Source organism: Dickeya fangzhongdai (assembly GCF_002812485.1).
In the GTDB taxonomy this organism is placed as follows: Bacteria; Pseudomonadota; Gammaproteobacteria; order Enterobacterales; family Enterobacteriaceae; genus Dickeya; species Dickeya fangzhongdai.
Genome location: NZ_CP025003.1, coordinates 221,897 through 237,708, shown reverse-complemented (window position 1 = coordinate 237,708; position 15,812 = coordinate 221,897). Strand labels below are relative to the sequence as shown.

Here is a 15,812-nt window from a genome sequence, read left to right as displayed (position 1 = left end):
AGAAGTCAAGCGATATGCGCCTGATTTCTTACTGAAACCACTTCGGTTTGTTGCCGTCGCCGTGTCAGTGGAGGCGCATTATAGGGACTTCTCCGTCGCTGACAAGCACTAATTTCAAAAAAATTTCCGAATGTCTCTTTTTTCGCCACGACACGGCGACAAGCCGCATTACACCGCCTTTTTCTGGGCGAGCTGACCAAAGGACTGGGCAAAACGCGCCACCTGTTCCCAGTCGGTATACTCAATTTCTTTGGTGCTGTCGGTCTCGCCGCCGGTCATACGCATAATGAACTGAATCATGACACGGTCGAACCAGCGATAGCGCGGGTAACGCAGCGCGCCGGCAAAGACCGCGCCTAAGTCCGGCTGCCAGGGAGAACGCAGCAGAAACTTACGGGTATAGGCGTTGGTTTGCAGCGAACGCTTTTCCGGCTTGCGGGCGGTCAGGTTGACAGAAAAGAAGGCGCTGGGCTTTTGTTGCAACAAGGCAAGATGCTGGCGGATGAATTTTTCCACCGCCGGATGAAAATGCCCGTAGCGCACTGACGCACCGATCATTATTTTGTCGTACTTGTCGAGGTCAACCTCATGGGCATTCAGAATGTTGACGACATCACATTCCAGCGTTCCCTTGAGGTTATTGGCGATGTAAGACGCTATCGCACGCGTTTGGCCATCCCGACTGGAAAACAATATCAATGCTTTCATAGCACGTTCCCTTATCCGTTATTCCCGCCAAAAAGTGGGAGTAAATAGCACCAGCATGGTGAACACTTCCAGACGTCCAAACAGCATGGTAACAATCAGAATCCATTTGGCGGCGTCATTCATGGATGTGAAATTGTCAGCGACTGTCCCAAGCCCCGGCCCGAGATTGTTCAGCGTGGCGGCCACCGCCGCAAAGGCGGAGAAGTTGTCCACCCCTGTCGCAATCACGGCCAGCATGCTGACGATAAACACCAGTGCATAAGCCGAGAAAAATCCCCACACTGCTTCCAGTATCCGCTCCGGCAAAGCGCGCTGACCGAGCTTAATGGTATAGACCGCATTCGGATGAACCAATCGCTTCAGTTCGCGAGAGCCCTGCAAGAACAGTAACAGGATGCGAATCACTTTCAGGCCGCCGCCGGTCGAACCGGCGCAACCGCCGATAAACGCGGAGCACAGCAGCAATACCGGCAAAAACAGCGGCCAGGAAGCAATACTGTCGGTGGTGAACCCTGCGGTAGTCGCCATGGATACTACCTGAAAGAACGCCTGATTCAGGGTTTCCATACCATTCTTGTACACACCGTGCCCCCACAACACGAGGGTACAAATCACAACCAGCGACATCTGAACGACAATGAACATCCGGAACTCGGGGTCGCGCCAGTACACTCGCAGACTGCGTCCGCTCAATACCGCAAAGTGCAAACCAAAATTACAGCCGGAAATCAGCAGAAATACCGCGATAATGGTGTTGATGGTGGGACTATTGAAATAACCGATGCTGGCGTCGTGAGTCGAGAACCCGCCGATGGCGATAGTGGAGAAACTGTGGCTGATGGCATCGAACACCGACATGCCCGCCAGCCATAGCGAGAGCGCGCAGAGCACGGTCAGCAACACATAGATTAACCACAGGGTTTTGGCGGTTTCCGCGATGCGGGGCCGCATTTTATGGTCTTTCAGCGGCCCCGGCATTTCGGCGCGATAAAGCTGCATCCCCCCGACGCCCAGAATCGGCAGAATAGCTACCGCCAGCACGATGATTCCCATACCGCCCATCCATTGCAGCATCTGCCGGTAGAACAGGATGGCTTTCGGCAGCGAATCCAGCCCGACTAACGTGGTCGCGCCGGTTGTGGTCAGGCCGGAAAAGGACTCGAAAAACGCATCCGTCACCGACAGGTTGGGACGCTCGACAAACAGAAACGGCAGGGCCCCGACGCTACCCAGCACCGTCCAGAACAGCACCACGATCAGAAATCCTTCACGGGCCTTCAGTTCATGGCGGTGTTTACGGTTGGGCAGCCACAGCAATAGTCCCATAACCAGCGCCACGATGAACGTCTGGATAAATGCCCGACCGGCGCCATCACGGTAGATCAACGCCACCATGCCGGGAATAAACATGGTGCCGGAAAACAGGATGACCAGCAGTCCGACAATGCGGGTTATGGCACGCAAGTGCATCAGGGAGCCTTCCTTAAATGGTTCAAGATTACGCGCTGGGATTATTGTGAAATTGGCTGCAAATGCAACGCGCCGCGGCTAATATCGCGCAGCCGCCGCGTCGCGTCTTCTACCGCCGTTACCGGAAACGCCAGTTGGAGCGAGACTTCGCTGGCGTACTCCGTCGAGACGACTTGCCCCTGCAGCGCCAGCACCACGGTTTCAACCTGGGGCAACAGGGCATAGTCGCACTGCAATCGATACATCCGTTGCATGACTTTCTGCTGCAGCGGCAGTTGTTTCAGCGCCTGCTGCACGCCGCCGCCGTAAGCTTTGACCAGCCCGCCGGTACCGAGCCTGACGCCGCCATAATAGCGCACCACCACTGCCACCACTTCGCCGATGCCGCTGCCCATCAGTTGCGCCAGCATCGGTTTGCCTGCGGTTCCCGAAGGTTCGCCGTCATCGGAAAAACCGAGCTGTTGCGAATCGTCAGGCGCGCCCGCGACATAGGCCCAGCAATGGTGAGCCGCCGAGGGATGTTGTTCGCGGATCTGCTGAATCACGCCTCGGGCCGTATCCACGCCGCTGGCCGGGCCAAGCAGCGTGATAAAACGGCTCTTTTTAATCTCTTCGTGAACACTGACAGACGCAGCAGGAACCGGATATGACAGCATCAGGCCAGATCAAGCGCACGGGTCAGGTTTTCAATGCGTTTGTCATGCACCACGATATTGTCTTCAATACGAATACCGCCGAACGGGCGCAGCGCATCCAGCTTCTGCCAGTTGAAGTGCTGGCGCAGTTCGCCCTGACGCCAGGGTTCGAACAGAGAATCGATAAAGTAGATACCCGGTTCGATAGTCAGCACCATGCGCGGCTCCAGAATCCGGGTACAACGCAGGTAAGGATGAGCGGATGGCGCAGCTAGCGTCGTACCGGTGTCGTCCTGCATGAACCCGCCGACGTCATGCACCTGCAAGCCGAGCGGATGACCCAGACCGTGCGGCAGGAAAGGCGAGGTAACGCCCTGTTCCACCATCGCTTCCTCGCTCAGTCCGGTCACTAGTTGATGACGTTTGAGCAGCACCGCCACCCGGTGGTGCATCTGCAAATGGTAGTCGGTATAACGCACGCCGGCCTTTAGGGTATCGATCAACGCCAGTTGCTCGCGGTTCAGATCGTTTACCAGCGCGGCATACTCGTTGTCGTCCTGCGCGGCATAGGTGCGGGTAATATCCGCCGCATAGCCGTTATATTCCGCGCCGGCATCCAGCAGGAAGCTACGCATTTCCGCCGGCACCCGGTGTTCAAGCTGGGTGTAGTGCAGTACCGCCGCATGCTCGTTGAGGGCGACGATATTACCGTAAGGCACATCGGTATCGCGGTGGCCGGTGGCGGTCAGGTACGCCAGATTGATATCGAATTCGCTCATGCCGGACTGGAACGCTTCATAAGCGGCACGGTGACCAACCACCGCCGTTTTCTGCGCTTCGCGCATACAGGCCAGTTCGTAGTCCGTTTTGTAGGCGCGGTGGTAATGCAGATAATCCAGCACGCCTTTCGGGTTGATGTGTTCCGGCGCGATACCCAGATTTATCGCGCGCTGCGGCGCGGAACCGATATAGGCGACTCGCTGGCGCTGAACCGGCAGTTGCTGGCCGATATCGTCGGCCTTGCGCAGCACCTGGATATCCAGCGATTTAGTCCAGAAACTGTCCGGCACCGGCGCCACGTTATGCCAGTAATCAACGGGGGAGTAGAACCACAGCTTCGGCGTATTGACCCCATCCACCCACAGCCAGCAGTTCGGCACCTGCGTCACCGGCAGCCAGGCCTTGAACTGCGGATTGACCTTGAACGGATAGGCATGATCGTCCAGAAACGCCATCATCAACTCACCGGAGTGGATCAATAAGGCATCCAGATTATGCCGCGCCAGAACCGCCTGCGTGCGTTGCTGCAGGGTCGCCACATGTTGATGATACAAAGAAGTCAGCGTTTCCATCACAATCCCCATTGATAACAGCCTGTTTCCCAGTGTAACACAGCGCCCCGGTGACGGCAGCGTTGCTCGCCCTGTGATCCTCCCGGCAAATCCCTCACGTGTTGTTTGCATTTCATTAACATCAAACCCACAATTTCCATCATCTGGTCGTACCAGATCACGGATAACAGTGGAGAACACCATGATCTATCAAGGCGACACGCTGTACCTCAACTGGCTGGAAGACGGCATTGCCGAACTGGTTTTTGCCGCGCCCGGCAGCGTCAACAAACTGGATACCCGCACCGTTGCCAGCCTTGGCGACGCGCTAAATCACCTGAAACGCCAACCGTCGCTACGCGCCCTGCTGCTGCGCTCGGATAAAAACGCGTTCATTGCCGGAGCGGACATCACCGAATTCCTGTCGCTGTTTGCCGCCCCGCCGGAAACGCTGCATCAGTGGCTGACCGAAGCCAACGCCATTTTCAGCCAGTTGGAGGATTTGCCGGTCCCGACGCTATCCGCCATCAATGGCTATGCGCTGGGCGGGGGATGCGAATGCGCGCTGGCGACCGATTTCCGCATCGCGACGCCTGACGTTCGCATCGGGTTGCCGGAAGTCAAACTGGGGATCATGCCCGGATTTGGCGGTACAGTCCGCTTGCCACGGTTGCTGGGCGCGGACGGCGCGCTGGAGATCATCACCGCCGGTAAAGATTTGCCTGCCGGCGAGGCCCTGAAAGTCGGGCTGGTTGATGCGGTTGCGGACAGCGACAAACTGCTGCCCGCCGCCGTGCATATGCTGCGTCTGGCGATGACGGACCGGCTCGACTGGCGTGACCGCCGCCGTCAGAAACAATCGCCGCTACGGCTTAACCGTATCGAAGCCACCATGAGTTTCGCTACCGCCAACGCGTTGGTGCAACAGGCGGCGGGCCGCCACTACCCCGCGCCGATGATGGCGCTCAAAACCATCGAAGCCGCCGCCGGACTCCACCGCGACGCCGCGCTGAAGATAGAAACCGATAATTTCGTCGAGCTAACCCAAACGACGGCGGCGCACGATCTGGTCGGCGTCTTCCTTAACGAGCAGGCCGTAAAAAGCGCCGCCAAAAAATGGGCCGCCGACGCCACGCCGCCGGCTCGTGTTGCCGTGCTCGGCGCCGGGATCATGGGCGGCGGCATCGCCTGCCAGTCGGCACGCAAAGGGGTGCCGGTATGGATGAAAGACATCAGTGAAAAAGCGCTGACGCTGGGGATGGAAGAAGCCGCCAAATTGCTCAACGCACAGCTGGAACGCGGCAAAATGGACGCCATGACCATGGCGGGGGTGCTGGCCCGCATCCACCCGACGTTGAACAACAACGGGCTTGAACAGGCGGACCTGATCATCGAAGCGGTGGTGGAAAACCCGCAGGTAAAAGCCAGGGTGCTGGCTGATGTGGAAGCCTGCGTCAGCGAGCAAACGCTGATCGTCTCCAATACCTCGACGATTCCCATCGGACAGTTAGCAGCCTCGTTGCAGCGGCCGCAACACTTCTGCGGTATGCACTTTTTCAATCCGGTGCATCGTATGCCGCTGGTTGAAGTGATTCGCGGTCCACAAACCGATGAGAAAACGCTGGCCCGCGTGGTGGCCTACGCCAGCAAGATCGGCAAAACCCCGATCGTGGTGAACGACTGCCCGGGATTTTTCGTCAACCGCGTGCTGTTTCCCTACATCGCCGCCTTCAACCTGTTGATGCGCGACGGCGCGGATTTCCGCGACGTGGACGCCGTGATGGAAAAACAGTTCGGCTGGCCGATGGGGCCGGCTTATCTGCTGGATGTGGTCGGATTAGATACCGCTCACCACGCTCAGGCGGTCATGTCGGCGGGCTTTCCGCAGCGCATGGCGAAAACCTATCGCGACGCAGTCGATGTACTGGTGGAACATCAGCGTTTCGGCCAGAAGAGCGGCGCGGGCTTCTACCGTTACTACCCGGACGCTAAAGGCAAACCGCGCCGGGAACAGGACGAGCAGACCGATATCTTGCTGGATGCGGTCTGCGAGCCGAAGCGCACCTTCAGCGCGCAGGAGATTATCCATCGCCTGATGGTGCCGATGCTCAACGAAGTCGCGCGTTGTCTGGAAGAAGGCATCGTCGCCACCCCGGCGGAAGCCGACATGGCGCTGCTTTACGGTCTAGGCTTCCCGCCGTTCCACGGCGGCGCTTGCCGTTATCTGGATACGCTGGGCAGCCAACGCTATGTGGAAATCGCCCAGTCGCTGGCATCGCTGGGACCGCTTTACGCCATACCGGACAGCCTGTTGCAGATGGCGCAGCGCCAGCAGCGTTATTACCCGGCGGTTGAACCTCACGCCGATCTTTCTCTTCACCAACCGGCATAAGGACGCACGACGATGGAAAACGCAGTAATTGTTGATGCGGTGCGCACCCCGATGGGACGCTCCAAAGGCGGCGCGTTTCGCCAGGTGCGAGCAGAAACCCTGTCCGCTCATCTGATGCGCAGTCTGTTGAGCCGTAACCCGGCGCTGGAAGCAGACCAGATTGACGATATCTACTGGGGTTGCGTGCAACAGACGCTGGAGCAAGGCTTCAACGTGGCGCGCAACGCGGCGCTGCTGGCCGAAATCCCCCATTCGGTGCCCGCCGTGACCGTCAACCGCCTGTGCGGTTCGTCCATGCAGGCGCTGCACGACGCGGCGCGCGCCATCATGGTGGGTGACGCCGCGGTTTGTCTGGTCGGCGGCGTTGAACACATGGGACATGTGCCGATGACCCACGGCGTCGATTTTCACCCCGGACTCGGCAAAAGCATCGCCAAAGCGGCGGCGATGATGGGGCTGACGGCGGAACTGCTGGCGCGCCAGCACCACATCAGCCGCGAGATGCAGGACGCTTTCGCCGCCCGTTCGCACCAGCGCGCCTGGGCCGCCACCCAGTCCGGCGCCTTTCGCCGCGAAATTATCCCCACAACCGGCCATAACGCCGATGGCGCGCTGCAACCGTTTGACTACGACGAGGTGGTCAGGGCGGAAACCAGCGTCGATGCGCTGGCGGCGCTGCGCCCGGCGTTTGATCCGGTCAATGGCACCGTCACCGCCGGCAGTTCATCGGCGCTGTCGGACGGCGCGGCGGCGCTGCTGGTTATGAGCGAGTCCCGCGCTCTGGCGCTGGGGCTGACGCCTCGGGTACGCATCCGCGCCATGGCGGTAGTCGGGTGCGATCCGTCAGTGATGGGATACGGCCCGGTGCCCGCCACCCAAAAAGCGTTGCAACGGGCGGGGCTTGCGCTGAGCGATATCGGTCTGTTTGAACTGAATGAGGCGTTCGCCGCCCAAACGCTGCCTTGCATCAAGGCGCTGGGGCTGATGGACAACCTGGACGATAAGGTCAACCTGAACGGCGGCGCCATCGCACTCGGTCATCCGCTGGGATGTTCCGGCGCGCGTATCACCGCTACGCTTACCAATCTGATGGAACAGCGAAATGTGGAATTCGGCGTGGCAACCATGTGCATCGGTTTGGGTCAGGGCATCGCCACCGTGCTTGAGCGGGTATAACGCCGCTTCCGCCAATACCTGTTAGTGGTATCGGCGGGCGCCAGTATCAGGGAACCGTCGCCCGTTTGCGGGCGACAAACCACTCATACAGCCCCATGCCTGCGAGCATGGAGGCAAAGAACACCCAGCCTTTCACGGTGCCATACGACAGCAACACCAGGGCCGGGCCGGGACAAATACCGGCCATTCCCCAGCCGATGCCGAACAGCAGGCTGCCCACCACCAGCGGTTTATCGACCGCTTTTTTTAGCGGCAGGGAGAACGACGCCACGCACAGCGGCTTTGACATCCGGCCGACAACGCGAAACCCCATCACCCCGACCACCAGCGCGCCACCCATCACCAGCGCCAGCGAAGGGTCCCACTGCCGGGTAATATCCAGAAAACCCAGCACTTTCTGCGGATTCGCCATCCCGCTGATCAGCAACCCGAGGCCGAAAACCAACCCGGCCAGAAAAGAAAACAGATTATTCATTTCCGCTCCTTAACGTGCATCATCGCGCTATGCTCAACGGAACGCGCCCAGCGCCCAGACGGTGACGAACGCCGCGCCCATAAAGGTCAACGTCGCTACCAGCGAACGTAACGAAAAACGGGACAAGCCGCACACGCTATGCCCGCTGGTACAGCCCGCCCCGTAACGGGTACCGAACCCTACCAGCAGGCCCGACGCCACCAGCCAGGGCATCGGCGTGGCTATCGCGCTTTCCGGCAGCGGCGCCGCCAGTTGGTAAAGCCAGGGCGCAGCGAGCATCCCCAGCACAAACGCCAGCCGCCATCCTTTATCCTGCCATGTTCGGCTCAACAGGCTGCCGAGAATGCCGCTAATGCCGGCGATACGCCCGCAGAACAGCGCCAGCATCACCACCGCCACGCCAATCACCATACCGCCCGTCAGACTCATCAACGGGGTGAATGCCTGCATATCAATCGTCATGATCGGCTCCTTAAGCGGCCGGTTGCAGAAATACGATTATTTTGGGCAATACAACGTATACAGCGTACTGAGCAGCGTCAGGATGCGCGGGTCCTCAATACGGTAGAAAATCTGTTTGCCCTCGCGGCGCGTCGCCACCAGTTTTAAGCGCCGCATTACGGCAAGCTGCTGCGACAGCGTCGGCTGGTGAATGCCCAGCGCCTGTTCCAACTGCCCGACCGACGCCTCGCCCTGGCTCAAAAAACACATCAGCATCAGCCGGTCGTCATTCGCCAGCGCCCGCAGCACATCCGCCGCGCCATGTGCGGCCTCGCGCATCATCTGTTGTGTGATTTCCGGGTCTGTCGCCGCCATAAGGGCACCTTTGTTTGTCTTGCTTGCAAAATACAATATATATTTTTATATAATATATTATTGTATATAGTAGTCAAGCCAACCACGGGAACCCCGCCATCACAGCTGGGACTCACCCGCCCTTACGTTTTGCCTGTCGGCAGTGTGACAGACGGCTTTATAAGCGATCGGGTATCCGTAGCGCAGTAGGCAGGCTGGAGAGTTCAATCGGTTGAAAAGCGGTGGGCAGTTGAAAAATCGCAGACAGTGAAAACAGCGCGGCCGGGCATCAATCCCGGCCGCGACAGAACAACGCAGAAATGATCAGATGAAAGAAAAAGCGTCGCTGTACATGTGCGCAAGCTGCGCGCCGCGCTCATTGCAGAAACGCTCGCGGGCGATTTTCGCCATCTCGAAGCGGCCCGCGATATAAATATCGTGCGACGCCAGCGAACCGAAATCCTGCAACACCGCGCTCAGCACCGTGCCGGAGCGGCCATGCCACTGTTCATCCGGCTGCTCGACCACCGGGATCACGTTCAGGTTGGGATGCGCCTGCGCCAGCCCTTGCAGTTCCCCCAGATCGTACAAGTGGCTCAGTTCGCGCCCGCCCCAATACACGGAGACCGGACGCGTAGGCTGGTTTGCCAGCACCGTCAACAGGATGGAACGCACGTAGGAGAATCCGGTACCGCCGGCAACCAGGATCAGCGGCCGTTCACTGTCTTCACGCAGCCAGGCCTCGCCGTGGGGAATGTCCACCACCAACGACTTTTCTTTCAGAATGCGATCCATTACCGCCATCGCATACAGATTCATCTCGGAAGCCCCGATATGCAGTTCGATAGACCCTTGTTCAATCGGCGTGGAGGCCACGGAGAACGGGCGCTTGTCGCGCTCGTCCATCACCACCATCAGATATTGCCCGGCACGGAAGGAAAAAGGCGCCGATGGCAATAAGCGCACCCGGTAAACCGTATCGGTGATGGCTTCCACCGACGTTACTGTACAGCTCAACGTTGTCATGCGATCCCTCTGTAGGGTCTAAAGCAAAACGGGAACAGAATAAGCGCCGTCAGTGCGGCTTATCGCTGTCATTCAATATGGCTAACTCGTCCCATATGGCATCCACACGGGCGACAACCGATGGGTCCTTGGTAATCGGGTGACCCCATTCTCGCTGCGTCTCGCCCGGCCATTTGTTGGTGGCATCCAGCCCCATTTTGGAGCCGAGCCCGGAAACCGGCGAGGCAAAATCCAGATAATCGATCGGCGTATTTTCCACCAGCACCGTATCGCGCGCCGGATCCATACGCGTGGTGATCGCCCAAATCACATCTTTCCAGTCGCGGGCATTAATATCATCATCGCAAACGATAACGAATTTGGTATACATGAACTGGCGTAAAAAGGACCAGACGCCCATCATCACCCGTTTGGCATGCCCGGCATACTGTTTTTTCATAGTAACCACCGCCAGGCGGTAAGAACAGCCTTCCGGCGGCAGATAAAAGTCGACGATTTCCGGAAACTGCTTTTGCAGCAGCGGCACGAATACCTCGTTCAGCGCCACGCCAAGCACCGCCGGCTCATCAGGCGGCCGTCCGGTATAAGTGGAATGGTAAATCGCGTCGCGTCGCTGGGTGACATGGGTGACGGTAAAGACCGGGAAATGATCGACTTCATTGTAATAACCGGTGTGATCGCCATAAGGGCCTTCCGGCGCCATTTCATCCGGGTCTATATACCCTTCCAGCACGATTTCGGCGCTGGCCGGCACTTCCAGATCGCTGGACAGGCATTTCACTACTTCGGTCTTGTGACCACGCAGCAATCCGGCGAAGGCATATTCGGACAAGGTATCCGGCACCGGCGTCACCGCGCCCAGAATCGTGGCGGGGTCGGCGCCCAGCGCCACCGCCACCGGGAAACGCTCGCCGGGATGCTGCTGGCGCCATTCCTGAAAATCCAGCGCGCCGCCCCGATGCGACAACCAGCGCATAATCAGCTTGTTGCGGCCGATTAACTGCTGGCGGTAAATACCCAGATTCTGGCGCTCCTTGAACGGTCCGCGCGTCACCGTCAGCCCCCAGGTGACCAGCGGTGCGGCATCACCCGGCCAGCAGTGCATAATCGGAATCCGCCCCAGATCCACCTCGTCGCCTTCCCACACCTGTTCCTGACAGGGCGCGCTCGACAGCCGTTTGGTCGGCATGTTGAGCACCTGACGGAATTTAGGCAGCTTGTCCACCAGATCGCGGAAACCGCGCGGCGGCTCCGGCTCTTTCAAAAACGCCAGCAAGCGGCCGACATCGCGCAACGCGCTGACCTCTTCCTGCCCCATGCCCAGCGCCACGCGCTTGGGCGTGCCGAACAGATTGCACAGCACAGGCATACCGTAACCTTTGGGATTTTCAAACAGCAGGGCCGGGCCTCCGGCACGCAAGGTGCGATCGGCGATTTCGGTCATTTCCAGATAGGGGTCAATCGGCTGGTGGATACGTTTGAGCTCGCCTCTCGCTTCGAGTTGAGCGAGAAATTCACGTAAGTCACGGTATTTCATGCTGAATCATCAGAAAGGTCAGTGGTGGGGCTATTATAGAGGCTCTTGGTCATGCTGTCGCTTCCCGCCCGCGCTATTTCTGGCGGCGGTTAGCTCGCGCCTGTGACCAACGCAACGCGCGATTACACGTTTTTGCCGGAAATTTTTATCCCGCAAGGCGTAACGCTTTTGTTATCCTCTCCCGCTGTGAGAGCCACAGAAAAGTGAAATTATGCGAGCCTGGTACCTACTTTATTGCAAGCGCGGCCAACTGTTACGGGCAAAAGAACACCTGGAACGTCAGGAAGTGGCCTGCCTGAGCCCGATGATCGCGCTGGAGAAAATCGTACGAGGGAAACGAACCGAGGTCAGCGAGCCGCTGTTCCCCAATTATCTGTTCGTCGAGTTCGACCCGGAGCACATACACACCACCACCATCAGCTCGACGCGCGGCGTGAGTCATTTTGTCCGTTTCGGCAACCTGCCGGCCCTGGTGCCTCAACAGGTGATTGACGATTTGCTGCAGCATCCGTGCGCCACGCATATCGACCCGGAAACGCCGCAACCCGGCGACGAGGTGACCATTACCGAAGGGGTGTTCAGCGGCCTGCAGGCCATCTACACCGAACCGGATGGCGAAGCGCGTTCCATGCTGCTGCTCAATCTGCTGAACAAGCAGGTGCGGCAAAGCATCGACAACCGTCAGTTCCGAAAAGCGTAAACCGCCAGGGCGCAGCCCTGACGGTTTATCATCAGCGACGCAACGCCTCGTCCCGCAGCCATTCGGCCACGCGTTTGGCGAAATAGGTCAGCACCCCATCCGCCCCGGCGCGTTTGAAGCACAGCAACGACTCCATCACCAGCGGCTGTTCCTGCAGCCAGCCATTCTGGATCGCCGCCATCTGCATCGCATATTCGCCAGACACCTGATAGGCGAAAGTCGGTACGCCAAAGGTGTCTTTCACACGGCTCACCACGTCCAGATACGGCATCCCCGGTTTCACCATCACCATGTCGGCCCCTTCCTGCAGATCCTGCGCGATCTCCTGCAGCGCCTCATTGGTGTTGGCTGGATCCATCTGATAGGTTTTCTTATTGCCGCCTTTCAGGTTGCCCGATGAACCGAGCGCATCGCGGAACGGCCCGTAGTAACAGGACGCGTACTTGGCTGAGTAAGCCATGATCTGGGTGTTCACCAGCCCTTGATCTTCCAGCCGATCGCGGATAGCGCCGATACGGCCGTCCATCATGTCGCTGGGCGCGACGATCTCCGCGCCGGCTTCAGCGTGGGACAATGCCTGGCGCACCAGAATCTCTTTGGTGATGTCATTGACCACATAACCGTCTTCATCGATCACGCCGTCCTGACCGTGCGTGGTGTAAGGGTCCAGTGCGACATCCGTCAGCAGCCCCAGCTCCGGCACCGCGTCTTTCAACGCGCGCACGGTACGCTGCACCAGCCCGTCCGGGTTGTAGGCTTCTTCGGCCAGCAACGATTTTTTGTCCGCTTCAATCACCGGGAACAGCGACAGCACCGGGATACCCAATTTAGCGATGATTTCCGCTTCCCTGACCAGCTCATCGATCGTCAGACGATACACGCCCGGCATGGAGGGCACTTCCTGACGTCCCTGTTTGCCTTCCATGACAAATACCGGGTAGATGAGGTCGTTAACCGTGACCTGATGTTCCGCCACCAGACGGCGGCTGAAATCATGACGGCGCAGACGACGCATGCGCCGTCCGGGAAACGTACCGGGAAAAGCATGACTCATAATTATTCTCCTTTCTGGCCCGGCCGGAAAATCCGGCGGGCGTTTTCATCCACATTTCTGCCAAGCCATTCGGCATCCTGCCCGCGCCAGGCCGCAACCTGACGGACAATATGCGGCAGAAAACAGGGTTCGTTACGGCGGGATGCAGGTTTAGGATGTAAATCCCGGGGTAACAGGTAGGGCGCGTCGGTTTCCAGCAGCAACCGATCGTCTGGAATACGGGGCAACAGCGCGCGCAACGCCAGCCCACGACGCTCATCGCACACCCAGCCGGTAATGCCGATCATCAACCCGGCGCGCAAACTGTCGTCCAGCTCGTCGCCGGAACCGGTGAAGCAGTGCAGTACCGCGGCCGGCAACTTATCGAGCCACGGCGTCAGCAGCGCCATAAAACGCGCATGCGCATCGCGACAGTGCAGAAAGACCGGCATCGCGCGTTCAGCGGCAATCGCCAGTTGCGCGCTGAATGCCAGCTCCTGCTCCTGTGGGGTGGAAAAGTTGCGGTTGAAATCCAGCCCGCACTCGCCAATCGCCAGCACCTGCTCACTTCCTGCCAGTTGATGAATCAACCCGGCGGTATCGTCATTCCAGCCGCTGGCGTCATGCGGATGAACCCCAGCGGTCGACCAGCAGTAATCGGGATATTGCGCGGCAAGCAGACATGCCTGCTCGCTCTCTTCGGCGCTGGTCCCCGTCAGCAGCAGACCGGTCACGCCAGCCTGACGGGCGCGCGCCACAACCTGTTCCCGATCTGATCGAAATTGCGAGCTGGTGAGGTTAACGCCAATGTCGAACATGCACAGATATCCCAAAATCCATCGCGGTTATCCCGATGGATAACCCCAAAAAACAACACCTCCCGAAAGAGGTGTTGCAGTAAGAAGACCGCCGTTTCACGGCGAGACGCCACTCAGGAAGAGGGCGCAGACTCGTCCACGTCTTCTTCTTCGTCTGTCCGGCGCCGTTTACCGACGTAGAACCGGGCGAAAAACACCCCGATTTCAAACAGTAAATACATCGGGATCGCCAGCAAAGTCTGGGAGAACACATCCGGCGGCGTCAGCAACATGCCAACCACAAACGCGCCCACCAGAACGTAGGGCCGCTTCTGTTTCAGGCTCTCCGGCGTCACCACCCCGCTCCAGCACAGCAGCACGATCGCCACCGGCACTTCGAACGACACGCCGAACGCCATGAACAACGCCATAACGAAATCGAGGTAGTTGTTGATATCGGTGGCAATCAGCACCCCTTTCGGCGCGGTCTGAGCAAAGAAGCTGAACGCCAGCGGGAAGACGACGAAATAGGCGAACGCCATCCCCATGTAGAACAACAGGCTGCTGGACACCAGCAACGGCATCATCAGCCGCCGCTCATGTTTGTACAACGCCGGGGCCACAAACGCCCAGATCTGATATAGCACCAGCGGCGCGGACAAAAAGACCGACACGATCAGCGTCAGCTTGATCGGGGTAAAAAACGGCGACGCCACGTCGGTCGCAATCATGCTGGCGCCGGCCGGCAACTGTTTGATGAGCGGCGCGGAGACAATCTGATAGATGTCGTTAGCGAAATAGACCAGTGCCAGAAACACCACCAGCACGCTGATAATGCTATTCAACAACCGCTTACGCAGTTCGATCAGATGGCTGATCAGCGGTTGGGTTTGATCAACAGCCATAGGTTAACGATCACCAGAAGGTTGGGAGGAAGGCGCTGACGCCGTCTGTTCAGATTTGGTCTTGCTTTCAGCATGGCTGGCGGACGCCGCACCTGCAGGCGCTGTCGGCGGCACAGCCGTCATCGCCTCGCCGCGCGTAACCGGCTCCACAGCGGGAGTCGCGGTGACCGCTGGCGTCGGCCCGGCATTGCGCTCGACGTCCAGAACACCATCGTGCGCCGCTTCAGGATCGGCAAGCGGTACATGTTCCGGCGCATCGCTGCCATCCAGCTTGATGCTGTGAGGGCGCTTCATCGCTTCGGCAGCCTCTTTCAGTTCATCCATCGACGCTTTAAGCTCCGGCGACAAATTCTGCAGTTGGCTGGCCTGTTCCACTTTCTTCAGGCTTTCCTGCAATTCCTGCAGTTTCATCTCTTGCGCCAGTTCATTCTGCACCGTCGATGCCAGCGAGCGCAGCGCGCGAATCCATCCCGCTACGGTTCTTACCGCTACCGGCAGGCGTTCAGGCCCCAGCACTACCAGACCGATCACCATCACCAGCAGCAGTTCACTAAACCCGATATCAAACACCGATTACACCTGCTCTTTATGCTGGCTTTTCTCTTCCTGACTGGCTTGCGGCTTCTGCTCCGAAATGGATTTGGTCGCAAAGTCAGCGTCCTGTTGTTTGTCGTCGTTGGCAGCGGGCTGATCGTCGCTCATCGCTTTCTTGAAGCCCTTAATCGACGCGCCCAGGTCGGAACCCAGGGTTCTCAGCTTGTTGGTTCCGAACAGCAGTACCACGATCACCGCGATAACCAACAGATTCCAGATACTAATACCGCCCATACTG

17 protein-coding genes are annotated in these 15,812 nt (G+C 58.8%); 3 read left to right on the top strand and 14 right to left on the bottom strand.

The annotated features are described in order from the left end of the window. Positions 1-168: 168 nt before the first annotated feature. The 4 genes from hemG to pepQ are packed head-to-tail and all read right to left on the bottom strand — an operon-like array spanning position 169 to position 4,165. Complete coding sequence (gene hemG, locus CVE23_RS01080; protein WP_038920530.1) at positions 169-708, bottom strand: menaquinone-dependent protoporphyrinogen IX dehydrogenase; 540 nt, start codon at positions 706-708, stop codon at positions 169-171. 18 nt (positions 709-726) lie between these two features. Continuing rightward, positions 727-2,178, bottom strand: coding sequence for a Trk system potassium transporter TrkH (gene trkH, locus CVE23_RS01075; protein ID WP_013319883.1), 1,452 nt, complete (start codon positions 2,176-2,178; stop codon positions 727-729). 41 nt (positions 2,179-2,219) lie between these two features. Beyond that, positions 2,220-2,834, bottom strand: coding sequence for an IMPACT family protein (locus tag CVE23_RS01070; RefSeq protein ID WP_100848699.1), 615 nt, complete (start codon positions 2,832-2,834; stop codon positions 2,220-2,222). Further along, positions 2,834-4,165: a Xaa-Pro dipeptidase gene (gene pepQ / locus CVE23_RS01065; RefSeq protein WP_100850382.1), complete on the bottom strand. Its 1,332-nt coding sequence runs from the start codon at positions 4,163-4,165 to the stop codon at positions 2,834-2,836. The genes CVE23_RS01070 and pepQ overlap by 1 nt, the downstream gene beginning before the upstream one ends. A gap of 181 nt (positions 4,166-4,346) precedes the next feature. Between pepQ and fadB the strand changes: the two genes are divergently transcribed. After that, positions 4,347-6,536 (top strand): fatty acid oxidation complex subunit alpha FadB, encoded by a 2,190-nt coding sequence (gene fadB / locus CVE23_RS01060; protein ID WP_100848698.1) that lies wholly within the window; start codon positions 4,347-4,349, stop codon positions 6,534-6,536. Positions 6,537-6,548: 12 nt separating this feature from the next. Then, positions 6,549-7,712, top strand: a complete 1,164-nt coding sequence (fadA, locus tag CVE23_RS01055) for an acetyl-CoA C-acyltransferase FadA (protein ID WP_100848697.1) — start codon at positions 6,549-6,551, stop codon at positions 7,710-7,712. A gap of 46 nt (positions 7,713-7,758) precedes the next feature. On the opposite strand, the gene CVE23_RS01050 is transcribed toward fadA, so the two are convergent. The 5 genes from CVE23_RS01050 to ubiD form a co-directional block, all read right to left on the bottom strand. Continuing rightward, positions 7,759-8,187 carry a DUF6691 family protein gene (locus tag CVE23_RS01050; RefSeq protein WP_100848696.1) on the bottom strand — a complete coding sequence of 143 codons (429 nt, stop codon included), beginning with the start codon at positions 8,185-8,187 and terminating at the stop codon, positions 7,759-7,761. Positions 8,188-8,220: 33 nt separating this feature from the next. Continuing rightward, the gene (locus CVE23_RS01045; protein ID WP_038920535.1) at positions 8,221-8,649 is read right to left on the bottom strand and encodes a YeeE/YedE family protein; all 429 of its coding nucleotides are present in this window, start codon (positions 8,647-8,649) and stop codon (positions 8,221-8,223) included. Between the two features lie 36 nt (positions 8,650-8,685). Beyond that, entirely contained in the window at positions 8,686-9,003 is a 318-nt protein-coding gene (locus CVE23_RS01040; protein WP_072093578.1) for an ArsR/SmtB family transcription factor, read from the bottom strand. Between the two features lie 303 nt (positions 9,004-9,306). Further along, complete coding sequence (gene fre / locus CVE23_RS01035; protein ID WP_038663391.1) at positions 9,307-10,008, bottom strand: NAD(P)H-flavin reductase; 702 nt, start codon at positions 10,006-10,008, stop codon at positions 9,307-9,309. A 49-nt stretch (positions 10,009-10,057) separates the two neighbouring features. After that, positions 10,058-11,545: a 4-hydroxy-3-polyprenylbenzoate decarboxylase gene (ubiD, locus tag CVE23_RS01030; RefSeq protein WP_100848695.1), complete on the bottom strand. Its 1,488-nt coding sequence runs from the start codon at positions 11,543-11,545 to the stop codon at positions 10,058-10,060. Between the two features lie 211 nt (positions 11,546-11,756). Here ubiD and rfaH point away from each other — a divergent pair, with 211 nt between their 5' ends. Then, complete coding sequence (rfaH, locus tag CVE23_RS01025; protein WP_100848694.1) at positions 11,757-12,245, top strand: transcription/translation regulatory transformer protein RfaH; 489 nt, start codon at positions 11,757-11,759, stop codon at positions 12,243-12,245. Positions 12,246-12,276: 31 nt separating this feature from the next. On the opposite strand, the gene hemB is transcribed toward rfaH, so the two are convergent. The 5 genes from hemB to tatA all read right to left on the bottom strand — a co-directional run bounded on the left by hemB (position 12,277) and on the right by tatA (position 15,808). Next, positions 12,277-13,299 carry a porphobilinogen synthase gene (hemB, locus tag CVE23_RS01020; RefSeq protein WP_100848693.1) on the bottom strand — a complete coding sequence of 341 codons (1,023 nt, stop codon included), beginning with the start codon at positions 13,297-13,299 and terminating at the stop codon, positions 12,277-12,279. Positions 13,300-13,301: 2 nt separating this feature from the next. Continuing rightward, on the bottom strand, positions 13,302-14,096 hold the full coding sequence (tatD, locus tag CVE23_RS01015; protein ID WP_100848692.1) for a 3'-5' ssDNA/RNA exonuclease TatD: 795 nt from the start codon (positions 14,094-14,096) through the stop codon (positions 13,302-13,304). Positions 14,097-14,209: 113 nt separating this feature from the next. Next, positions 14,210-14,980: a Sec-independent protein translocase subunit TatC gene (gene tatC, locus CVE23_RS01010; protein WP_049855339.1), complete on the bottom strand. Its 771-nt coding sequence runs from the start codon at positions 14,978-14,980 to the stop codon at positions 14,210-14,212. Positions 14,981-14,983: 3 nt separating this feature from the next. Next, the gene (tatB, locus tag CVE23_RS01005) at positions 14,984-15,550 is read right to left on the bottom strand and encodes a Sec-independent protein translocase protein TatB (protein WP_049855338.1); all 567 of its coding nucleotides are present in this window, start codon (positions 15,548-15,550) and stop codon (positions 14,984-14,986) included. A gap of 3 nt (positions 15,551-15,553) precedes the next feature. Beyond that, on the bottom strand, positions 15,554-15,808 hold the full coding sequence (gene tatA / locus CVE23_RS01000; RefSeq protein ID WP_013319898.1) for a Sec-independent protein translocase subunit TatA: 255 nt from the start codon (positions 15,806-15,808) through the stop codon (positions 15,554-15,556). Positions 15,809-15,812: the final 4 nt, after the last annotated feature.

What these genes read in the sequence shown, in the direction of transcription:
- hemG (WP_038920530.1), bottom strand. Translation starts at nt 708, where the DNA reads ATGAAAGCATTGATATTGTTTTCCAGTCGGGATGGCCAAACGCGTGCG.
- trkH (WP_013319883.1), bottom strand. Translation starts at nt 2,178, where the DNA reads ATGCACTTGCGTGCCATAACCCGCATTGTCGGACTGCTGGTCATCCTG.
- CVE23_RS01070 (WP_100848699.1), bottom strand. Translation starts at nt 2,834, where the DNA reads ATGCTGTCATATCCGGTTCCTGCTGCGTCTGTCAGTGTTCACGAAGAG.
- pepQ (WP_100850382.1), bottom strand. Translation starts at nt 4,165, where the DNA reads ATGGAAACGCTGACTTCTTTGTATCATCAACATGTGGCGACCCTGCAG.
- fadB (WP_100848698.1), top strand. Translation starts at nt 4,347, where the DNA reads ATGATCTATCAAGGCGACACGCTGTACCTCAACTGGCTGGAAGACGGC.
- fadA (WP_100848697.1), top strand. Translation starts at nt 6,549, where the DNA reads ATGGAAAACGCAGTAATTGTTGATGCGGTGCGCACCCCGATGGGACGC.
- CVE23_RS01050 (WP_100848696.1), bottom strand. Translation starts at nt 8,187, where the DNA reads ATGAATAATCTGTTTTCTTTTCTGGCCGGGTTGGTTTTCGGCCTCGGG.
- CVE23_RS01045 (WP_038920535.1), bottom strand. Translation starts at nt 8,649, where the DNA reads ATGACGATTGATATGCAGGCATTCACCCCGTTGATGAGTCTGACGGGC.
- CVE23_RS01040 (WP_072093578.1), bottom strand. Translation starts at nt 9,003, where the DNA reads ATGGCGGCGACAGACCCGGAAATCACACAACAGATGATGCGCGAGGCC.
- fre (WP_038663391.1), bottom strand. Translation starts at nt 10,008, where the DNA reads ATGACAACGTTGAGCTGTACAGTAACGTCGGTGGAAGCCATCACCGAT.
- ubiD (WP_100848695.1), bottom strand. Translation starts at nt 11,545, where the DNA reads ATGAAATACCGTGACTTACGTGAATTTCTCGCTCAACTCGAAGCGAGA.
- rfaH (WP_100848694.1), top strand. Translation starts at nt 11,757, where the DNA reads ATGCGAGCCTGGTACCTACTTTATTGCAAGCGCGGCCAACTGTTACGG.
- hemB (WP_100848693.1), bottom strand. Translation starts at nt 13,299, where the DNA reads ATGAGTCATGCTTTTCCCGGTACGTTTCCCGGACGGCGCATGCGTCGT.
- tatD (WP_100848692.1), bottom strand. Translation starts at nt 14,096, where the DNA reads ATGTTCGACATTGGCGTTAACCTCACCAGCTCGCAATTTCGATCAGAT.
- tatC (WP_049855339.1), bottom strand. Translation starts at nt 14,980, where the DNA reads ATGGCTGTTGATCAAACCCAACCGCTGATCAGCCATCTGATCGAACTG.
- tatA (WP_013319898.1), bottom strand. Translation starts at nt 15,808, where the DNA reads ATGGGCGGTATTAGTATCTGGAATCTGTTGGTTATCGCGGTGATCGTG.